This window comes from Afipia dichlorophenoxyacetatis (assembly GCF_055386385.1).
Map to the genome: position 1 here is coordinate 3,461,606 of NZ_AP029250.1, position 20,319 is coordinate 3,481,924.

Below are 20,319 nucleotides of genomic sequence, written 5' to 3' on the forward strand. Positions count from 1 at the left end.
TCAGGCGCTGCTCTTGCTGGTGCGCCTGTCCTTCAGGATCAACATGATGTTCCGAAGGTAGATGATGGTGGCCAGGCCTTGTCCGATGATGATGACAGGCTCGCGCTTGGCGAGGCCATAAATCAGTGTCATCGCACCGCCGCCCATCGAAAAGAACCAGAACGCCATCGGCACCACGCTCTTGCCGGCGCGCTCGCTGGAAATCCATTGCACCAGAAAGCGTGCGGTAAACAGCAACTGCGCAACGAGGCCGAAGGCGAGCCAGAAATCAAACTTGGCAACGAAGACATCGTACAGATAGTCACCGAGTTGCTGTCCGATGTGGATGAACATCAGTTCACCTCCGTTGCCACTGGCGTCGTCTTCTTGCGGCGGATGAGCCACCACACACCAGCGAGATCCATGATCCCGATCCAAAGACGATCGAAGAAACCGTAATTTGACACGCCCGAGTGCCGCGGCCGATCGATCACATCCACATAGGCGACCTCGAACCCCTCACGGCGAACCAAAGCGGGCAAGAAACGATGCAAGCCATCAAAGTACGGCAACGCCAAAAAGACCTCGCGCCGAAATGCCTTTAGGCCGCAACCAGTGTCGCGGGTCCCGTCATGCAGGATCGCATTGCGAATGCCGTTTGCCACGCGTGACTGAAACTTTTTAAATCCCGTATCCTTACGGCCGACACGCTGGCCCGCGGCAAGACCAATGCGCTCACCGCCCTTTTCAATGGCAGCGAGTAATTCGGGCAGAAACGCCGGGTTGTTTTGTCCATCACCATCAAGCGTTGCCACAACTCGGCCGCGCGCAGCGCGCACGCCGGTCCGTACCGCAGCGGATTGCCCTGAGGATGCTGCATGCCGAATGTGGCGTAGATTTTTCCGTGTTTGCATTTCAACAGAAAGGCGCTCGGCGGTGGCATCAGTCGATCCGTCATTGACGTAGATGATCTCGTAAGCCCAGCCGCCATCGAGCGCTTTCGCAATTTCTGCGATCAGCGGTACGATATTGTCCTGTTCATTGCGGACCGGAACCACAATCGAAACGACAGGGGCCGGCTCGCCGGAGACTGGTAGATGATCGCTCATGTCCTGATGGATCCAAGGCCCTGAAAAGCCACGAAAGGCAGTCGGGCGACGCTTCTTATGGTGCCGCAGCGCCCCGGGCAACCCTTTTCAGCCCCTGCCAGGAAGGTCCTGCCAGGGGGGCGATGGCGCCGTTCCGGTCGATCGTGAAACCGAGCCGGCGGGCCGCGAACCAATAACGAACGAACATGGCGCCAATAACACCGGTCAAGGCGCCGGCAACCACATCACTTGGATGGTGCGCAAGCAGAATGACGCGGCTACAACAGATCAACACCGCGAATGTCCACATAAAGGGACCGGCTTTACGCCAAATCGACGAGACCGCAAAAGCAAGGGCGAACGCCGTCACGGCATGACCGGAGGGCAGGCTCGCAAAGGCCTCACTCTCGGTGAAATGCTTAAAGTTAAAGGCATTGGCCTCGCCGCCGACAAACGGACGGCCGCGGCCGACGATGAACTTGAGAACTTCACTGGCGAGCACTGCAATCAGTACCGCAAAAAATATGTACTGAACGCGCAAGCCAAACCCGATCAGGATTGCCCGCGATACGCCGCGGAGCCGCGGCAGACTGAGCGCGATAAGTGCGAGCCCACCAGCCAGCACCCAAAGCACATAAGTCGATTTGGCAAAGTCGGTGAAAATCCGCACCGGCCAAAGGCTCGCAGTCCCGCGCGGCGGCATCAACTTAATGGTCGCGACATCGATCGCGAACATCAGCACTCCGATAACGAGCGCGGCACCCGCGCACAACCATACCCAGCGCAAAGCCAAAGCGCGGCGCGCTTCAGCACAGCGTGAATGCGACGGCGCATCGAACAGTCGTGCGATCGATTGCCAGACGACCCAACCGACTTGCGCGACATAGTTCGCGGGCGGTGACGCGCTTGTTCCAAGCGGCATCTTATTCCGTACCCTCGGAACGGAAGACCGCAACAGAGATCGCGCGACCTTGCGAGATATTGTAGCCGTCGATCCGCGTGGCAACGTTGTAGCGCAGCCCGATCGCTTCAGCGCGCTGTGCAAAGGCGCGTTCTTCGCGCCACTCGACGAGCGCAAAACGACAACTGCCTTGCAGTAGGAAGTCGGCGGCGCCGGAACCATTGGTCAAAAGGGTCGAAGTCCCCACCATGAACACGAGGCTCGGTTCCTGGAATCCCGCAGCCGCCGCCGCAGGACCGACGCATTCAACGTTGCGAAGCGCACGGGCAATCTGCACGCTCGGAAACATCGGCGTCAGCGACGGAAGAACGACACCGTAAACGCAGACAGCCAGAAACCACGACGCCCCAACCGCGTTCAAAATGGAACGTTCTGCCTGATAGTCGTCGTACAGCCACCAGGCAAACAGCCCGAAGATCAGCGCACCCGCGGCAAACGGCCAAGCGAGGAATTCCGGCTGCCGCAAAAGAACCATCGCACCAACGATCGAAGCGACCGTCATGATCAGCGGCAAGGCGAACCACCACGCTGAACCACGAACAATCCACGGCGTGCGCGACAACACGCGCCGCTCGAGCGCGCCGGCAATCAGGATGGCAATGGCGGGATAAAGCGGCAGCACATAATGCGGCAGCTTGGTCATCACGAGCTCAAAAATAATCCACGATGGCACCAGCCACGCGAGCAGATACTGCGCACCGGGCTCGCGACGCGCACGCCAGATCGCCGGCGCAGCCATGCCAGCCAGCGCAGAACCGGGCCAGAACGTCACCCAGAACAGCACGAAGTACAATCCGGGCGGAGCGCCATGGGACTCCTGCGGGCTCGCGACCTTGCTCAGCATGTCGCTGCCGAGCGAGTCAGCGAAGAAGGTGTCGCCGGCTTTCAGGAAGATCGCCACAAACCACGGCAGCACCAGCACGAGCATCCATATCAATCCCCACAGGGGACGCAGCCGCCAGAGCCACGCGGCTGATCGATCGAGTATCGCGAGCGTGCCGATCGTCAGCACAACAAACATGAGGATGAGTGGCCCCTTAAGCAGGATTCCACCCGCCATACCGGTCCAGAAAATCGCCGGCAGCGCCCATGATGGACGCGGCGAGTCATCCCCGCGCTGCCACGCGAGATAAATGTGAGCCAATGCGCCCATGACGGCCGTCGTCGTAAGCAACAGCATCGCGTCGGTCTTGGCGAGACGCGCTTCGACCCCTAGCAGAATTGAGCTGCACATCATGAGGGCGGCGAGCAACGCGCCGCGCCGCGTGACGAAGGCCAGTGCAGTCCAGTATGTCAGCAAAACTGCGCCGATGGCTCCGATCAGGGACGGAACGCGATAGAGCCAGATACGAACCTGGGCGCGCGGCAAACCAAGTTTCGAGGCGGTTTCAACCGTTGCCGCTTGCAGCCAGTAGATGCCGACTGGCTTCTTGTAACGCACCTCGTCCTGGAAGCGGATGTCGACGAAGTCACCGTTCTCGACCATCTGTTTAGTGGCCTGAGCAAACCGGGCCTCGTCCCGGTCGACCGGCGGGATGTTGAAGAAGCCGGGTAAGAAAAACAGCAGGCCGACCAGCACCAAAAAGGCAACCGCACGTCCATGGCTGCCGACAGCAAAATCCACCACCCGCACGAGCCCACTGCCGGGATTCTTCGGTTTCGCCGGTTCGCGCGGTGCGCCAAATCTAGGTCTTGGAAGTGCTTCAGCCATTGGTTCCGCATACGCTGAAACCGTTAGCCCGACAACAGCTTACAAGGGGTCTACTGAATTCTCACGACAACTGTGTCCGCCGCGCCAGTCGCATCCATCACGGTCAGCCGCGCAAAGCCTGGCCCCGGCGGATCGACCAGCTTTTGGCGGCGACTATCGATGCCGCCGACTGCAATACCGTTAACCATCATGGTCATTGGCAGAACCCCGCCTGCCACCTTTACGGGTAGCGGAGAACCTTTCGCCTCCCCGCCGCCATAGGCATCAACCCGGGACCCATTCAGGGGAAACTGAATGCGGAGCGTCTGTTCGCTGCCTGTCCGGACGAGATCACCGGCCGGGCGAAAGCGGCGCAAGGGCAACGGTAGTTTGGCGTTGCTCGCCATCAGCGTGCCCTTGGGCGCCCTTGCAAGAGGTGCGGGAAGTTTGCCGGTCCGGGCGAAGGCATCAAACAGGATCGGGGCAGCAGCCGTACGGCCCAATAGTCCCGGAACCGGCGCCCCGTCTGGCCGACCGACCCAAACGCCAATAGTCATGCGACCGTCGAACCCCACCGACCAAGCGTCGCGATAGCCGTAGCTGGTGCCGGTCTTGAAAGCGATGCGGTTACGGGGACCGTTCTCTGGTGGCGGAGTTCCCATCAGAACATTGCCGACCAGCCACGCCGCCGACGGATCCATCAGGCGCCGGGTCTCAGGTTCCTGCGGATTCTCGGCGCGGATGATTTCGCGCAAGGGAGCGCTACTGCCGAGTCGAGCCAAACCTGCATAGAGGCGGACGAGATCGCTCAGCGTCACGCCGACACCACCCAATCCCATGGCAAGCCCCGGCGCCTCATCCTTGGGCAGGATCAGGCTTCCGCCCGCCTGGCTGATGCGGGCAGTCAACCGGCTCGCTCCCACGCGATCCAGCAGTGCAATCGCCGGAACGTTGAGCGACATCTGCAAGGCATGACGAACCGTCACCGTGCCTTGGAACGTCATGTCGAAATTCTCAGGCGCGTAGTTGCCGTAACGGGCCGGGCGATCTTCGATCAGGCTTTCGGGATGCACAAAACCATCCTCAAAAGCGAGGCCATAGATGAATGGCTTCAAGGTCGATCCTGGTGAGCGCACCGCGCGGGTCATGTCCACCTGCCCTGCGCGCCGGACATCAAAATAGTCCGACGAGCCAACATGGGCGAGGACGTCACCGGTCTCGTTGTCGACCACCAGAATTCCCACTGAGACATCGGGACCTAATGCCGTCGCGCGATCGCGCGCCAGTCCCTCAAGCGACTTCTGGATATTGGAATCCAGGGTCAGCTTGATCAGCGGTGTATCCTTTGAAGCCGCGAGCGACTGATCGGTGGCATGTGGCGCAAGGAACGGCATCGGTTTGCGCAGCCGCGGCACTGGTTCAAGCTTTGCACGGTCTGCATCGTCCGCCGAGACCTGCCCTTCCGACACCATGCGCGCGATGACACGGTCGCGCGCCGCGCGTGCCGCTTCGGGATGACGGTCAAGACGGCGCATCTCGGGAGACTGCGGCAGCGCGACCAACAACGCCGCTTCAGCCAGCGATAGCCGTTTCGGTTCTTTTCCAAAATATGCGAACGAGGCCGCACGAACCCCTTCAAGGTTGCCGCCGAACGGTGCGAGCGTGAGATAGAGATCCAAGATCTCGTCCTTGCTCAGCTGCCGCTCGATCTGAAGCGCACGCAAGGCCTGCCGCACCTTTGCCCCGACGGATCGCTCCTGTCGCGGCTCCATCAACCGGGCCAGCTGCATGGTGATGGTCGAGCCGCCGGAGACGATATGGCCACGCGTCGCGAGCTGGAACGCAGCTCGCGTCAACGCAAGAGGATCGACGCCAAGGTGCGACCAGAAGCGCTTATCCTCGTAGGCCAACAGAAGCTTGAGATATCCTGGATCGACATCCGTCTTCGCCTGAGCCGGCAGCCGCCAGCGTCCATCGGCCATGGCGAAGGCACGGAGCAATTTTCCGTTGCGATCCACGACCGTTGTCGAGACACGATGCGCCTCGGCAAACGGCAACGGAGGTAACGACACAATCCAGGCGCCCGCAGCTGCGATTGCGACAAGACAGAACGCGCTTATCGGGACAACTGCCACCTTGAACCATCGCCAGCGGCGATGGTTCGTGGTTTCAGACGCCTCGGTCACAGGTGCTGTCATTTTGCTGAGCGAACCTCGACGGTGCCCGTTCCCGTACGACCGTAACGCGACGGATTGTACATGTCCTCAACGTAGGCCTGCGGCAGCACATACTTACCAGGCGAAACCGCGCGGACGATGTAAGCCACGGTAAACACCGCCTTGTCGTTGCTGTGCCGTTCGAAGGCCGCGTTGAAGCGATCATCACGGAACTCGGAGTTCGTTGGCTCCACGCCGTCCTCGATCCAGTTCAGCGTACCGCTGTCGCCGGATGACACGAGCTTTGGATTGTCGATCTCGAAACCTGCCGGCAGATAATCGACCACCATGACCTGACCATACTGCGGGCTGGCTTCGGTGACCTTGAGCACCACGGCGAAGCGATCGTTCTGCTTGGCCTTGGATGGATCGGTGGGCTTGCCGTCGAGCGTAAAGTAGCTGCGCTCGAGCTTGAACCCATTCGAGGCGGCAGGCTCAGGTGTGATCGGAGCCCCTGTCACCGAGATAACCGCCTGCACCGTCGTATCGCCGTTGTTGGTCAACATGATCGTCTTTCCAGCGAAATCCGTGCTGCGGTAGTTGCGATACAAGGCCGTCTTCACCTGCTGACCGTCGATCGAAAGCGACAAGGTATTCGCCTCCTTGGCCAGAGCACGTGACGCCAACACAAGCCACGCATTCTCCTGCGTCGATGTGTATGGCGTCAGATTGCGCGCCGCCTCAACGCGCTGAACCGCAAGATTCAACGTCGGGCGTGGCGCATTGCCCTCACCTGCCAACGACACCAGTGCGGCCGCATCGCGCAGTGAAGACCCATAGTCGGTCCGCCCGAATTGCAGCACGGGTTTCGGATTGAGGCTCTCAACCGCATCGCCGTACACACGCTCTGCCCGCGCCCGGTCACCGACCAGGGCAAGTGCGGCCGCAAGCTGCGCTTTCGCAATCGGTGTCGCGATGTCCTTCAGTTTGGTGTCTGCAAGATACCGCAGATCGCCAATTGGCGCGGTGCCATTCTTCGCCAGCACATAGAGGCCGTAGGCGAGATTGCGTCCACCATCCTTCTCCGGCTCATCGGCGTTGACCACCGAATTGCGGATGCGGTCCAGCGCTGTCTTGAACAACACATCAGGCACCACAAACCCTTTCTCGCGGGCTCGCGTCAGGAAGTCGGTCACGTAAGCATCGAGCCAGGCATCGTCGCCACCGGCCGCCCACAATCCGAACGATCCATTGGAGCCTTGCCGTGCCAGCAACCGGTCGATTGCATCCTTGATGCGCTGATCGACTGCGGTGTCCATGGCAAGATGCGCTTCGACCGCGAGATCGTTGACATACAACAGCGGCATTGCGCGGCTGGTGATCTGTTCGGAGCACCCGAACGGATAACGGTCCAGCGCCGTCAGGATCGTCGCGGCATCGAGAGCTGTCGACAATCCAACTGAAAGCTGTACGCCGCCCGTACCCTGCACCAGATCACTGAACATGTCTGGAGTCAGGGTCAGGCTTTCCCCTTTCGCCAGACTGCGCACTGAGCGGCGCGCAAGGATCTGCGTCGCGGGCTTCACATCGAGCGTGTAGTGGCGCGCGAGTGTCAGCCCTTCAGGTCCCTTGATGTTGACGTCGAGCTGCGCCTGCCCGGCTCCGCCGGCATCAAGAGCAAGTGCCGTGGAGCTGCGTTGCTTTGCTGCAAGCCGCATGGTCGTCGCCGGGTTTCCGCTCACTTTGACCGGTCCTGTGGTTTTGACGCTGATGACGTAATCGCCGGCCGCGCCTTCCACGTTATCCAGATCGAAATTCACCGTGCCATGATCGCCGTTGAGCAGGAAACGCGGCAACGTCGCTGTCAGCACCACCGGGTCGCGCACGGTGACGTCTGTATTGGCACGACCGACCTTGGTCGCCGTCCAGGCCACGGCCATCAGCCGCGCGGTACCGGCAAATTCCGGGATGTCGAACGTAATCTCTGCCTTTCCATCAGCACCAACCGTCACGATGCCGGAATACAGCGCCAGCGGCTTCTGCGTCGGAGGGCTACCCTGCAATTCAGCACTCGCAGAGTCACCACCCGTTCGGATCTGACCACGCGTACCCTGCATGCCGTCGATGAGTTGGCCATAGAGATCGCGGATCTCGGACGTCAAACTACGCTGGCCGAGATAATACTCGTCGGGCTCAGGCGGCTTGTAGTTCGTCAGATTGAGAATGCCGACATCGACCGCGGCAACGACGATTTTCGCATCCTCACCAGCGTTGAGCCCATCGATCTTCACAGGAAGCTTGAGCGTCGAGTTGGGACGAATGAGTGCCGGCGGCGTGAGGCTGACTTTGAGCGTACGCTCAGATCGGTCGATCCCAAACCACTCCAGACCAATGGCTCGGCCTGGCATGCGCTGAGCTGCAGCGTCAAGCGGCCGGCGCAGCGTGGCAACCACGTAGGCACCCGTGCCCCAGTCCTTGCCGATTGGAATATTGACCTTGCTGGTGCCTTCTTTGACGTCGACATTCTGCGTCGTAAGCAAACGGTCGCCGAGGACGTTGATCGTCAACTTGCCTGCGGTCCGCGCGTTGACCGAAACGACCATGGTGTCGCCGGATTGATATTCCGGCTTGTCGATCGACGTCTCCAGCAGATCCGGGGTATCGGAACTGCCGTCGGAATAATACCAACCCACATCGAACCGAACCGATGTCAGCGGACCGTCAGCGTCGCTGGATTTGACGTCGAGACGGTAGCGTCCCGGTTCCGGCAACACCTGAATACGCGCCGGCTGGTCGGCCGCAACAGGCAGATTGCCATCCGCCACCCGTTTGGTGGTTTTAACCGGCTCATAGTCCCAGGAAGATCCCTGACGATACCATTGATAGCGAGACTCAATTTTCAACAACTCGTAGCGCAGATCGCTGCGTGCCAGCGTCTTGCCTTCGGGAGACGCAAAGATCACGTCGAATTTGGCTGGATCGCCTTCCGCAACGCTCTTGCCGTCGAACAGGGGCTTCACGCCGATCATGTTATCGTTCGCCGCAACCGGTATCGTGATCTTCCGCTCGACCGCGCGGCCACCGGTCTCCACCATGCGGATGAACACCTGGGCCTCTTGCGGACGAGTCGATGATGGTGCCTTCGCGAGGTTCACCTTGAACGTCGCCTTGCCGTTGGCGTCAGCCTCCGGAAGATCTTCAAGCGGCGTCCGCTCGTTGCTTGAGGTTTCCTCATCAGCGACACCAAACTGATAGCCCGCAAAACCGGGGCGGCTTGTTGCCGGCGCGACAAGCATGTCGCCTTCGAGGGAAAGGCCCGACGCCGGAGCGCCGTAGAGGAAGCGGCCGTCCACCTGCAATTCCGCAGGAACTTCAGGGCTGATCTTTTCACTCTTGGAAGACAGAGTGAATTCGATGCGGTCGGCAACATAGTCCTCCACCATGAAGGTAGTTTCGCCGACGGATGGCGCTTTCGGATCGGTGAACGCCCGCACACGCCATGTGCCGGTGGGCACGGCCGAGTTCAGCGGCAACGTCAGGCTGTGTCCGCCTGCACCTTGATCAGAAACGACTGTACGGCGGAATTCCACACCATCGGGACGCTCAACCACCAGCGTCAGCGGCGTTCCGGTCGCAGCAATGCCCTTGCCGTCACGCAGCAGTGCAGTGAGATAGACTGTCTCGCCTGAGCGGTAGACGCCGCGCTCGGCGTAGACAAAGGCGTCAAGACCGACAGGAACCGTGCGTCCAGACACGCCGCGATCCGACAGATCGAACGCGTTCGACTTGAGGCTGAGGAAGGCGTAGTCGCCCTTGTCACCGCTGACCGACAACAAAGCCGGCGAAAGACCGCCATCGCCGCGCGCAAGCCCTGCTTCGAACAGGACATGGCCAGCGGCATCGGTCTTCTTTGTCGCCAGGATTTCGTTGTTACGAGCAACCAGCCGCACCTCGGCGCCAGAGGTCGGCTCCGTGGTGGCAAGCGAGTTGATGAAAACGTGAATGCCGTCGTTGCCCGAATAGGCCGTCAGTCCAAGATCGGAGACGATGAACCACTGGGTCGCCAGAGAACCGGAGTCCTCATCGTTCGACGCGCCCGGCCCCTTCGCGGCGGCCGTCATCACGTAAACGCCCGGCTGCATTTCACCGACGGCCTGATCGACCGGGAAAGCGGTGACGACATCGGCATTCAACGTCGGTGCGGTTGCGACTTCGCCGCTCCAGACCTTGACGCCCTTCTCATTGCCAAGGTCAGACAACTCATAGCTCGACAGCGCGCGTTGGAAGTCACTGCCGAGAACAGAATTGATCAGGTTGCGGTCGCCGATCCGGAAGATGTTCACCGACACCGCCGGCGTATTGACGCTCACCAATGGAATGCCGCGTTGGCCCGTGCGGGGCAGCACATACGCGCGGCTTGTGAAGCGCACGAACGGCTTGCGGTCGCGCACGTAGATGTTGAATTCCGCGGATTTCGGAAGGGATTCACGAACGGACGACGGCATGCCCGCGCGCAAGTTGATGGTGTAACGCTCGCCGTGCTTGAGTCCCTCGACGCAGAGCTGCTTGTCTTCCGACGTCAGGGCCGGCTTGTCGGTACTGGACAGAGAGAGGAACGGACCAAAGTCCGTGCGCTTGGCAAGATCTTCAGAAAACTGGAAACAGGCCCGCGGCGAAGCCGAGTCCGAATCCACGGAGTAATCCATCAAACGAAAACCGTGGTCGTCACGCAGCTTCTCGTATTGGCCGCGCACGTCTGCGGCTTCCCGTTGATCGAGCGACAGGCGCAAGGCGTCGAGAGCCGGCCGCCACAGCTTGCGTTCCGCCAGAACGTCGCCCAACACCGCAAGCGCGCTGGCTTCGTCGTTGGCGTTGGCTGCGCGTTGATATGCGATATAGGCCGCAGTGGAAGCGCGCTCATAGAGGAAGGTGCGTTCCCGCGAGTCTGTCGGGCGGACCTGAACGATCGTACGTGCAAGCCGCAGCCAGTTGCTGCCGTCCTCCGGCGCAATGGCAACGGTCTGCCCAGCCAGTTGCAAGGCAGCGCGCAGATCATTCCGCTTGGTGGCCGCTTCAGCGTCGGATTTGAGTGCCGCTGCACTCTTATTGATAGTGCCCGCTTCGGTTTTGATCTGAGCCTCAAGCCTGACGGCTGCGTCCGCAAGGTCATCACGCTTGAAAGCTTTGTCGGCGGCTTGCGCCGAAACAAGACCGAGCGCCAACGCGGCGCAAACCGTGAAGGCGCGAACCAGACCAGTCATGTGAAAACTCCCTGCCGGCGAACTGAAATCGCCCTAAAATAAAGACAATGCGCGAATCGTGACGGACTCAAGGCTCTACAGGTACTGAACATACCGATTTTGGACGACGTCCCGATGAGCCGTATGGCATCTTCCGAAACCTGATCTCACGCCGCTCAGACACACAGCGGCCTTTCCGGTTGGTCTGGCGTCCCCCGAAATGGTTCAAAGAAATCTAAGTCGGAGTGGCATTTTTTATCGTCGCGATGAGCTGCCGGATTGCCGGACTCATTATCGCTGAGCCCTTTTAGGCGAGACCAGCCAGCTATGTATTTGAAAAAATTGGCGATCCCAGCAGGACTCGAACCTGCAACCCGCGGAGTAGAAATCCGCTACTCTATCCAGTTGAGCTATGGGACCGCATAACTGCCTGGAATCACATAACATCGTTTTATGTCGTTCACTACCATCCAAGAGCCGATAATGAACGGCTATTTGCGTTCATTGACGTCAGCCATGTGCAACGCGCCTTCTGCTTCTCGAACCGCCCACACCAAGCGATCGACCACATCGCATGACCATTCACTCGCCCATCTTGCGCACCATCGCTTTGGCGTCTGGCATCGCCGGCACGCTGTTCTGGATCTACACGTTCTACTGGATCTCGAAGCTGCCGCAGGGTGACGGCACGGGCTTCCAATGGATCGCTGAAGTACCGCTGACTGCGGTCTTTATCTTCCTGACGTTTCCAGCCCTCGCCCTCTCGATATCGTCGAGAACGGGCTGGTTCGCCGCGATTTTAGGGATTTTGAATCTGGCTGCTTTTGCGACGCTATGGCTTCAGTTGAGCGCAGAGTTCGCACATTAAAAAGCCGCCGGGCAACGGCCGACGGCTGTTTAAGATCGATTGTAATCGATCCGAGACGACGCTACTCGACCCGCAAGTTCTCCGCTGACTCTCTGCCCCTGCTTTGTACGATTTCGTAGCTGATCTTGGCCCCCTCGCGAAGATCAGACATCCCGGCTTTTTCCACCGCCGAGATGTGAACGAAAACGTCCTTGCCGCCTTTTTCCGGAGCGATAAAGCCGTACCCCTTTGTTGCGTTGAACCACTTCACAGTTCCTATTGCCACCTGAATGCCTCCCCAACATTTGGTCAAATGGCCGCAATTTGGCCGACTCACAGGCTGGTGATCGATTCCGTCCGAATTGCGACACTCTCAAATTGGCCGCTTTGAACCGCAGTGGATTCACCCCTCCTCCTCAACGGGCCGAAAAAATCCGTCGTGATCGGCTGATGGGATCACGACGGATGGGGAGTAGCATTCCAGTGGAAAGTGTATCGCGAGGCCTGTGAGCAGCCTGCGAACAAAAGGTCGCATCGCCCCTTGCAAAACGTCGCAGCCCGCAAGGATTACCGGCGGCTTTCAAGCCTGCGCGCGCCACTCAAACGTGATCCGCAGAGGCTTGTGGCACTCGATCATTCCGCTATTTAGGTTCCGCCGCCGGTTTGATCCCCATCATCGGGCGGATAAGGTTTGGCCGGGCCGGCCAACGATGCCCGGCCGAGCTGAACCTTGTTCCGGCGTCCTCTCGCGGTGATGCTCCGTCGAAATCCGGTGCACTACTTGTCGCACTGCCTCATCGCCATTCCCATGACCTCAACGTTTCGGCACGTGAAACCCGAACCGGGAATTTCGGGATTGTCGCAATCCTGCGAACATACGCGGAATCCATTGCCCTCATTGTGCCATCCGACATTGGGATCGGGGGAATCCCGGTTGTAGGTCACAACTGAGCGGTCACGCTTTGGCGCCGGGGTTCGTTCAAGACGGCTATACATGTAGCGATAGCCGAAACCATGCATGCATGCCTTGAAGGCTGGCGAGACGGACACGTCTTGCTCACCGGCACTCTGGTTGCAGCTATTGACGGCGTTATCAAAGATCGCATCGCTGCGCGCGTGTCCATGAGGCCTGATCGTATCGTACCAGTGAAAACGCACCTGATCGGCACTTGCGCTAGCAAGAGTGCTCAAAAGCACTGCACTCGTAATTAGGAAACGTTTCATTGCAAATCTCCGTCTATGCGAATATCCGTCGCATAGGCGTGGCACGCCGTTCAAATCCACCGATTACAAATTGGAAATATGGATCGAACACGCTAAGAACGTGCCGCTAGACCAAGGCTGACACGGCGATCCATCCTTCGCATTTCCGCTGGATGAGCGCCTTCGCCGAAATCTGCTATAAGCCTCTAACCACGACATGATCGACAGGAAGACTTCACCTCTATGGGATTTAAAGAACCAAATTTCTTCGACCGGCAAGCGGCCGCTCGGAACGCAAGAAAGGACATTCTCGAAAAGTTCAAAGCCAAACCGGGTCCAGATGATCCTGAGGTTTTGAAGCGGGCCGCGGAACGGCAGGAACTGGCTGCTAAGCGCGAAGAGGCCCGGCTAGCGCGCGAGACTGCCAAAGCCGAACAAAAGGCGCGTGAAGAGGAACAGGCAGCGCAGGTCGCGGCCGAAGCCGCGCGGCTAAAGGCTGAAAAAGAGGCTGCAGAAGCGGAACGCGAGGCCGAACAAAAAGCTGCTCGCGATGCACGGTACGCTGCGCGCAAGGCCAGAAAAAAATAGGCTTTTGCAATTCCGGCAGAAAAGCCCGGATGAGAAGCACGATGCTCCCGCTGCCAGCCATGAAGCAGACCGGTCTTCCGAACGGTCTGCTTCAAACGCTAAACGGGATGATTACTTTTTCATCTCGTCCTTTTTCATCATGCCGTCGTGCTTCATTCCGTCTTCTTTTTTCATGGCATCCTTCTTCATGCCATCCTTTGCCATGCCGTCCTTGGACATGCCGTCTTCTTTCTTCATGCCGTCCTTGGACATCTTGTCCTGCGCGAAGGCAGCCGGAGCGAAAGCGAGGCCGAAGGAGACAACCGCTGCAGAAAGGCCCAGCGCGATACGGGTGGTGCGTGCCATGAGATTTCATCCTTAAAAGGTTGGTACGACGGGTGTCGCCTAAGTATCTTCGTCCGATACTTGTGCTGCGTTACACGCGTATGGAGAATTTTTCGGGCCAACAGCAGGGGGACTATTTGGGTCTGCCCGGAGTTCTCTTTTGACCACCTGCCCGGACGATCTCGCAATGCAGCAAAAAAGGTGTCGTGCCAATTGTTTAACGGCGATAGGCAAAGATCGGATCACGACCTATACCAATGACTAAAGTCACTGGTCATGCGTGCCCATCATGTTCCTGTTACAACCGGGCACCGAACCGCGGGCAACGCGGATTCAAAACCAAGAAGCTTATCAAAGGGAGACATTCCATGCTCACGCGCCGTCATGTTCTCGCATCAGCGCTCGCCGCGCCGGCTATCCTGCGCTTTAGTTCAGCGCAAGCGGCGACCACGTTGAAGATCTCACATCAATTTCCGGGCGGTACGGTCGACAAGGGCGATTTCCGCGACAGGCTTACACGCATGTTCGCGGCCGAAGTGAACAAGCGCAGCGGCGGGGATATCGTCGCCGAGATTTATCCCGGCTCGTCCCTGATCAAGACCAACGCTCAGTTTTCAGCGATGCGCAAGGGCGCGCTCGATATGAGCCTCTACCCCCTTCCCTACGCCGGCGGCGAATTGCCCGAAACCAATATCGGCCTGATGCCGGGTTTGGTTCCGACCTATGACGTCGGCTTGGGCTGGAAGACGAAGCCCGTCGGCAAGGCTCTCACCGATTTCCTTGCCGACAAAGGCATCGTGATGATCTCGTGGGTCTGGCAGGCAGGCGGCGTCGCCAGCCGCACGCGCCCGCTGGTCGCGCCGGAAGACGCCAAGGGTCTGAAGGTGCGCGGCGGTTCGCGCGAAATGGACATGGTGCTTCAGACGGCAGGCGCTGCCGTGCTGTCCGTGCCATCCAACGAAATCTACGCCGCCATGCAGACCGGTGCCTGTGACGCCGGCATCACGTCTTCGACCAGCCTGATCTCGTTCCGGCTCGAAGAAGTCGCCAAGCATCTCACGTCGGGTGCGGGCCAATCCTACTGGTTCATGCTCGAACCGCTGATGATGTCGAAGGCGATCTTCGACAAACTCCCGAAAAATCATCAGGACATCATCCTCGCCGTCGGCGCCGACATGGAAGCCTTTGGCAAGAAGGGCGCCCAGGACGACGATGTCGAAGTCGCCAAGGTCTACGAAAAGGCGGGCGCGAAAGTCAGCGCGCTGGATGCCGCAACGGTCGGCAAGTGGCGCGATATCGCCCGGGATACGGCCTGGAAGGACTATTCCGCCAAGACGGCAAACTGCGCCAATCTGATGAAGCTGGCGTCCGAAGCTGCCGCATGACGCACGGTCTGGTCGATGATCGGCAAATGCCGGTCGAGCCCGCCTCGAGCAATCCGCTCGTGGCGGGCTTGGCCCTTGCGCTTGCCGTCTGCAATCGCGTGATCGTCGTACTGGCGGCGCTCGCGCTCGTTCTCGCGTGCCTGATCCTCAGCTACAGCGTAGTGTCACGGACGCTATTTCAAGCGGCAACCTATTGGCAGGATGAAGCTGCGGTGTTTCTGCTGGTCGGGGGAACGTTCCTGACATCGGCATTCGTGCAAAGCCAACGCGGCCATATCGGCATCGAGGCTTTCGTGGGCCTGCTGTCTCCCCGCATGAACCGGATACGGTTGACGCTGGTGGATATCGCAAGTCTCGCCTTCTGCGCGTTCTTCGCGTGGAAGTCATGGACCCTGACCCATGAGGCATATGTCGATGGCCAGGTTTCGAATTCGATCTGGAGCCCGCCGCTGGCAATTCCCTATGCGCTGATGGCCGCGGGCATGACGCTGCTCTGTGTGCAGATCGCTCTGCAAATTGTTCTATCGTTCGGCAAGGCTCACCGATCATGAGTGTTCTCGGCATTGGGATCAGCTACGGGCTGGCCACCCTCGTGGCAATGTTTTCAGGCATGCCGATCGCGTTCGCGCTTGGCGCTGTCGCTCTGGTGTTCATGGCGATTTTTATGCCATCCGCCTCCCTCGATACGGTGACGCAGAACGTCTACGAGGAAATGGCGTCGATTACGCTGCTGTCGATTCCGCTGTTTATTCTTAAAGGCGCCGCGATCGGAAAATCCCGCGCTGGACAGGATCTTTACTCTGCGCTGCATGCGTGGCTGCATAAGGTTCCTGGCGGGCTCGGTGTCGCGAATGTCTTTGCCTGCGCCCTGTTCGCAGCCATGGCCGGCTCTTCCCCAGCAACCTGTTCGGCGATCGGCTCAGCCGGCATTCCCGAAATGCGCAAGCGCGGTTATTCGGGTGGCTTTGCCGCCGGCATCATCGCCGCGGGAGGCACGCTTGGCATCCTGCTGCCGCCATCGATCACGATGATCCTTTTCGCTGTTGCTGCCGAGAAATCGCTCGGGCGGCTATTCCTGGCAGGCATCGGCCCTGGCCTGTTGCTGGTCACCTTGTTCGGCACCTATGCAGTGTTCCGTTTCCGAAAGGAGTACGCCGCCGCCAAGGAGGCCTATGAGAAGACCGGCGCCACATCTTGGATCCTGGTCCACGACGATTTCACCATGGCAGAACGCTTCAGCGCGCTGCCGCGCGTACTGCCCTTCGTCATCCTGCTGACCGGCGTAATGATCGCTCTGTACGGCGGCTATGCGACTCCTTCGGAGACCGCAGGCCTTGGCGGCTTGCTTGCGTTGCTGTTGATCGCGCTGATCTACGGCGTGTGGAAGCCGAGCGACCTGTCGCCGATCCTGACATCGACGATCAGGGAGTCGACGATGCTGATGCTCATCATTGGCATGTCGCTACTCTATTCTTACGTGATGAGCTATCTGACCATCTCGCAATCGGCAGCAAGCGCCATCGTGGCAATGCACCTGCCAAAATGGGGACTGCTCGCCGCAATCCTCGGCATGACGATTGTGCTGGGGTTCTTTCTGCCGCCGGTCTCGATCATTCTGATGACGGCGCCGATCATTCTCCCGCCGCTTCGCGCCGCGGGCTTCGACATCATCTGGTTCGGTATCGTACTGACTATCGTGATGGAGATGGGATTGATCCATCCCCCCGTCGGGCTGAACATCTTTGTCATCCGCAACGTCGCGCCCGACATTCCGCTTAGTGAAGTGATCTGGGGCACGCTACCATTCGTGCTGCTGATGGCGTTCGCCGTGCTGCTGCTGTGTTTCTTCCCTGAAATCTCCACAGGGCTCCCGAACATGATCATGGGGCCTGACGGCAGCCCATAGCCGCCGTCGCCTCGATCACTAGGACCGGCGACTCGCGTTGATGGCGGATGCAACGCGGCTGACCGGTGGCTTGCCGATCAGCCGACTGATCTCATTGGTGGCCGCCACAAGCTTCTGCATGTCAACGCCCGTCGAAATTCCCATGCCCTCCAGCATGTAGACCACATCTTCGGTCGCCACATTGCCGGTGGCACCCGGCGCATAGGGACAGCCGCCAAGTCCACCCGCGGCGGAATCGATCACGCGGGCCCCTTCCTCGAGCCCGGCGTAGAGATTGGCCAGCGCCTGTCCGTAAGTGTCGTGGAAGTGCATCCCGAGATACGCCATCGGGACTTCGCCGGAGACGACGCGCAGTAGTTGGCGTGCTTTAAGGGGCGTGCCAACTCCGATGGTGTCCCCCAGCGAGACCTCGTAGCAGCCAAGATCCCAAAGCTTTCGTGACACCGAGGCCACAGTCGAAGGCTTCACTTCACCATCATAGGGACAACCGAGTACGCAGGAGACGTAGCCGCGCACCTTGATGCCGTCAGCCTTGGCGCGTTGAACGACGGGCGTGAACCGCTCGATGGATTCCGCCACCGAGCAGTTGATGTTCGCACGGGAAAACCCTTCCGACGCGGAGGCAAATACTGCGATGACTTTGGCGCCCGCAGCCTTCGCCGCCTCATAGCCTTTTTCATTGGGCACGAGCACGTGGAATTCGTGACCGGGATGATGATCGACCGCGCGCAAAACCTGATCCGAGTTGACCATTTGCGGGATCGCCTTCGGAGACACAAAGCTGCCGACTTCGACGGTCTTCAGACCAGCGCCGACCAGATTTTCCACGAACGCGACGCGCGCCTCGACGGTGATCGGCGTCTTTTCGTTCTGCAGTCCGTCGCGCGGACCGACTTCGACAATACGAACCTGATCACTCATCACAACTAGTCCTTCGCAGGTTCGATCTCAGCAAGCTCGACGCCTTCCTGGACGATGTCACCGACCTTGCATTTCAATTGCTTGACCGTGCCGGCGAAGGGCGCGCGAAGCGTCTGCTCCATCTTCATGACTTCAAGGGTGAGGATCGCCGCGCCCTTCTCGACGTGGGCGCCTTCGTCGACCAGCAACGCGACAACTGTCCCCGGCAATGGTGCGACAACGCGATCCGCTCCCGCCTGCTCATCATCCTCCATGCCGAACGGATCGACCCAGTGCACTTCGAAGCGGCCGTTCCGTGTCCGGACATAGACCTCGCGTTGATCGAGCAACCCCGTCACGTGATGCTTGATACCGTCAAGAGACAGATCGACACCGCCTCTTCCGGAAGCCGACCAACCGAACGCGATGTCGCGTCCATCGACGGACAGTGTAGAAGTCCCGGTGCCGTAACGCAGCGTCACCTCGCGTTCGTGATCCTGACGGAACACGAAGCGCCGGCGACGCAGGCCGACCGCCGTCCATCCGCCCGCCTGCCACGGCGAATGGAGTTCTACGGCGTTGGCTTCGCTCTGCAGGACAGTGGCAACCGCCGCGCCCAGTTCGAGGTCCGACAGTTCCGCCTGCTCGGGCGTCAATTCCGCCAGATGGCGCTCGATGAAACCTGTATCGATGGCATTGGCACGAACATCCGCATGAGTCACCAGCGCAGACAAGAACGGGATGTTGGTGGTTACGCCTCGGACATCGGTCTCATTCAGTCCACGGGCAAGGCGCGAGATCGCGAGATCCCGCGTCGGTGCCCATGCGATCACCTTGGCCAACATGGCGTCGTAATTGGGCGAGACGGCTTTGCCTTCATCGTAACCCGCATCAATGCGCAGGCCATCGACCTCGGCGGGGGTCCGCCATGTCCTGATGCGGCCGACCGAGGGCATGAAGTTCTTGTTGGGGTTCTCGGCGTAAACCCGCGCCTCGATCGCGTGGCCGTTCAGCCTGATTTGATCCTGCGCCAGCGGCAGCTTCTCACCGAAGGCCACACGCAGTTGCCACTCGACGAGATCGATCCCAGTGATCAGCTCGGTCACCGGATGCTCGACCTGAAGACGCGTGTTCATCTCGATGAAAAATACATCGCGCCCATTCGAGACGAATTCGATAGTCCCTGCCCCGACATAGTTCACGGCACCGGCAGCCTTGCGAGCAGCCGCACAGACAGCGTCGCGCTGCGCGGCGTCGAGTGTCGGTGACGGCGCCTCCTCTATCACCTTCTGGTGCCGTCGCTGCAGTGTGCATTCGCGCTCGAACAACGACAGGATATTGCCGTGACTGTCGCCGATGATCTGCACCTCGATGTGGCGCGGGTTCTCGACGAATTTCTCGATCAGCATGCGATCATCGCCAAATGCCGCGAGCGCCTCGCGCTTGGCGCTCACGATGGCGCCGGCAAGCTCGCCCGCTTCGCGGACCGCCCGCATACCGCGCCCGCCGCCGCCGGCTGATGCTTTGACCAGAACAGGAAAGCCGATCTTACCGGCAGCTGTTGCCAGTGTTGCCTCGTCCTGCGCTTCACCGTGATAGCCCGGCACCAGCGGGACACCGGCTTTCTCCATCAGCGCTTTCGAGCCGGACTTCGAGCCCATCGCCTCCATCATCTCGGCGGTGGGGCCAACGAAGACCAATCCCGCCTGCGCGCAGCGGCGGGCGAATTCGGCATTTTCCGACAGGAATCCATAACCGGGGTGGATGGCTTCAGCGCCGGTCTTCTCGGCGGCCTCGATAATGCGATCGATGTTGAGGTAGCTATCGCGCGCCCGCGCCGGTCCAAGCAGCACGGCATCGTCAGCCAAGGCGACGTGGACCGCGTCAGCGTCCGCCTCCGAGTACACCGCGACCGTACGCAACCCCATGGCGCGCGCGGTCCTGATAACGCGGCACGCGATTTCACCACGATTGGCGATCAGCAGCGTCCCAAACCGCCGATAAGACGGCACAGCTCCTGTCTTGAGATCCTTGTTCAAGCGTGTCTCCATG

At 59.9% G+C, this 20,319-nt stretch carries 16 protein-coding genes and 1 tRNA gene; 5 read left to right on the plus strand and 12 right to left on the minus strand.

Features of this window, described 5'->3' with window-relative positions:
• The 7 genes from ACZ5C3_RS16295 to ACZ5C3_RS16325 all read right to left on the minus strand — a co-directional run bounded on the left by ACZ5C3_RS16295 (position 1) and on the right by ACZ5C3_RS16325 (position 11,534).
• Positions 1-333, minus strand: a complete 333-nt coding sequence (locus ACZ5C3_RS16295) for a lipid-A-disaccharide synthase N-terminal domain-containing protein (RefSeq protein ID WP_464031281.1) — start codon at positions 331-333, stop codon at positions 1-3.
• Positions 333-1,088 carry a glycosyltransferase family 2 protein gene (locus tag ACZ5C3_RS16300; protein WP_464031283.1) on the minus strand — a complete coding sequence of 252 codons (756 nt, stop codon included), beginning with the start codon at positions 1,086-1,088 and terminating at the stop codon, positions 333-335. The genes ACZ5C3_RS16295 and ACZ5C3_RS16300 overlap by 1 nt, the downstream gene beginning before the upstream one ends.
• 55 nt (positions 1,089-1,143) lie before the next feature.
• Positions 1,144-1,989 carry a phosphatase PAP2 family protein gene (locus tag ACZ5C3_RS16305; protein ID WP_464031285.1) on the minus strand — a complete coding sequence of 282 codons (846 nt, stop codon included), beginning with the start codon at positions 1,987-1,989 and terminating at the stop codon, positions 1,144-1,146.
• Between the two features lies 1 nt (position 1,990).
• On the minus strand, positions 1,991-3,739 hold the full coding sequence (locus tag ACZ5C3_RS16310) for an ArnT family glycosyltransferase (protein WP_464031287.1): 1,749 nt from the start codon (positions 3,737-3,739) through the stop codon (positions 1,991-1,993).
• Positions 3,740-3,789: 50 nt separating this feature from the next.
• Entirely contained in the window at positions 3,790-5,916 is a 2,127-nt protein-coding gene (pbpC, locus tag ACZ5C3_RS16315; protein ID WP_464031288.1) for a penicillin-binding protein 1C, read from the minus strand.
• On the minus strand, positions 5,913-11,135 hold the full coding sequence (locus ACZ5C3_RS16320; protein WP_464031290.1) for an alpha-2-macroglobulin family protein: 5,223 nt from the start codon (positions 11,133-11,135) through the stop codon (positions 5,913-5,915). The genes pbpC and ACZ5C3_RS16320 overlap by 4 nt, the downstream gene beginning before the upstream one ends.
• A gap of 322 nt (positions 11,136-11,457) precedes the next feature.
• A tRNA-Arg gene (locus ACZ5C3_RS16325) sits at positions 11,458-11,534 on the minus strand.
• A 154-nt stretch (positions 11,535-11,688) separates the two neighbouring features.
• Between ACZ5C3_RS16325 and ACZ5C3_RS16330 the strand changes: the two genes are divergently transcribed.
• Positions 11,689-11,982 carry a hypothetical protein gene (locus tag ACZ5C3_RS16330; RefSeq protein ID WP_464031292.1) on the plus strand — a complete coding sequence of 98 codons (294 nt, stop codon included), beginning with the start codon at positions 11,689-11,691 and terminating at the stop codon, positions 11,980-11,982.
• 61 nt (positions 11,983-12,043) lie between these two features.
• Here the strand turns inward: ACZ5C3_RS16330 and ACZ5C3_RS16335 are convergent, their stop codons facing one another.
• Both ACZ5C3_RS16335 and ACZ5C3_RS16340 read right to left on the minus strand, forming a co-directional pair.
• Positions 12,044-12,247 carry a cold-shock protein gene (locus ACZ5C3_RS16335; RefSeq protein WP_464031294.1) on the minus strand — a complete coding sequence of 68 codons (204 nt, stop codon included), beginning with the start codon at positions 12,245-12,247 and terminating at the stop codon, positions 12,044-12,046.
• A 491-nt stretch (positions 12,248-12,738) separates the two neighbouring features.
• Positions 12,739-13,185, minus strand: coding sequence for a hypothetical protein (locus tag ACZ5C3_RS16340; protein WP_464031295.1), 447 nt, complete (start codon positions 13,183-13,185; stop codon positions 12,739-12,741).
• 222 nt (positions 13,186-13,407) lie between these two features.
• On the opposite strand from ACZ5C3_RS16340, the gene ACZ5C3_RS16345 reads away from it, so the two are divergent.
• Complete coding sequence (locus ACZ5C3_RS16345) at positions 13,408-13,752, plus strand: DUF6481 family protein (protein WP_464031297.1); 345 nt, start codon at positions 13,408-13,410, stop codon at positions 13,750-13,752.
• 111 nt (positions 13,753-13,863) lie between these two features.
• On the opposite strand, the gene ACZ5C3_RS16350 is transcribed toward ACZ5C3_RS16345, so the two are convergent.
• Positions 13,864-14,097, minus strand: a complete 234-nt coding sequence (locus tag ACZ5C3_RS16350) for a pentapeptide MXKDX repeat protein (RefSeq protein WP_464031299.1) — start codon at positions 14,095-14,097, stop codon at positions 13,864-13,866.
• Positions 14,098-14,444: 347 nt separating this feature from the next.
• On the opposite strand from ACZ5C3_RS16350, the gene dctP reads away from it, so the two are divergent.
• Genes dctP through ACZ5C3_RS16365 form a run of 3 tightly spaced genes read left to right on the plus strand, consistent with a single transcriptional unit; the run spans position 14,445 to position 17,367 of the window.
• Positions 14,445-15,461: a TRAP transporter substrate-binding protein DctP gene (gene dctP / locus ACZ5C3_RS16355; RefSeq protein WP_464031301.1), complete on the plus strand. Its 1,017-nt coding sequence runs from the start codon at positions 14,445-14,447 to the stop codon at positions 15,459-15,461.
• Positions 15,462-15,487: 26 nt separating this feature from the next.
• Positions 15,488-16,012: a TRAP transporter small permease gene (locus tag ACZ5C3_RS16360; RefSeq protein WP_464044788.1), complete on the plus strand. Its 525-nt coding sequence runs from the start codon at positions 15,488-15,490 to the stop codon at positions 16,010-16,012.
• Complete coding sequence (locus tag ACZ5C3_RS16365; RefSeq protein ID WP_464044157.1) at positions 16,009-17,367, plus strand: TRAP transporter large permease; 1,359 nt, start codon at positions 16,009-16,011, stop codon at positions 17,365-17,367. The genes ACZ5C3_RS16360 and ACZ5C3_RS16365 overlap by 4 nt, the downstream gene beginning before the upstream one ends.
• Before the next feature lie 18 nt (positions 17,368-17,385).
• On the opposite strand, the gene ACZ5C3_RS16370 is transcribed toward ACZ5C3_RS16365, so the two are convergent.
• A complete protein-coding gene (locus ACZ5C3_RS16370) occupies positions 17,386-18,288 on the minus strand; it encodes a hydroxymethylglutaryl-CoA lyase (protein ID WP_464031303.1) in 903 nt (300 codons plus the stop codon).
• 5 nt (positions 18,289-18,293) lie between these two features.
• Complete coding sequence (locus ACZ5C3_RS16375) at positions 18,294-20,318, minus strand: acetyl/propionyl/methylcrotonyl-CoA carboxylase subunit alpha (protein WP_464031305.1); 2,025 nt, start codon at positions 20,316-20,318, stop codon at positions 18,294-18,296.
• Position 20,319: the final 1 nt, after the last annotated feature.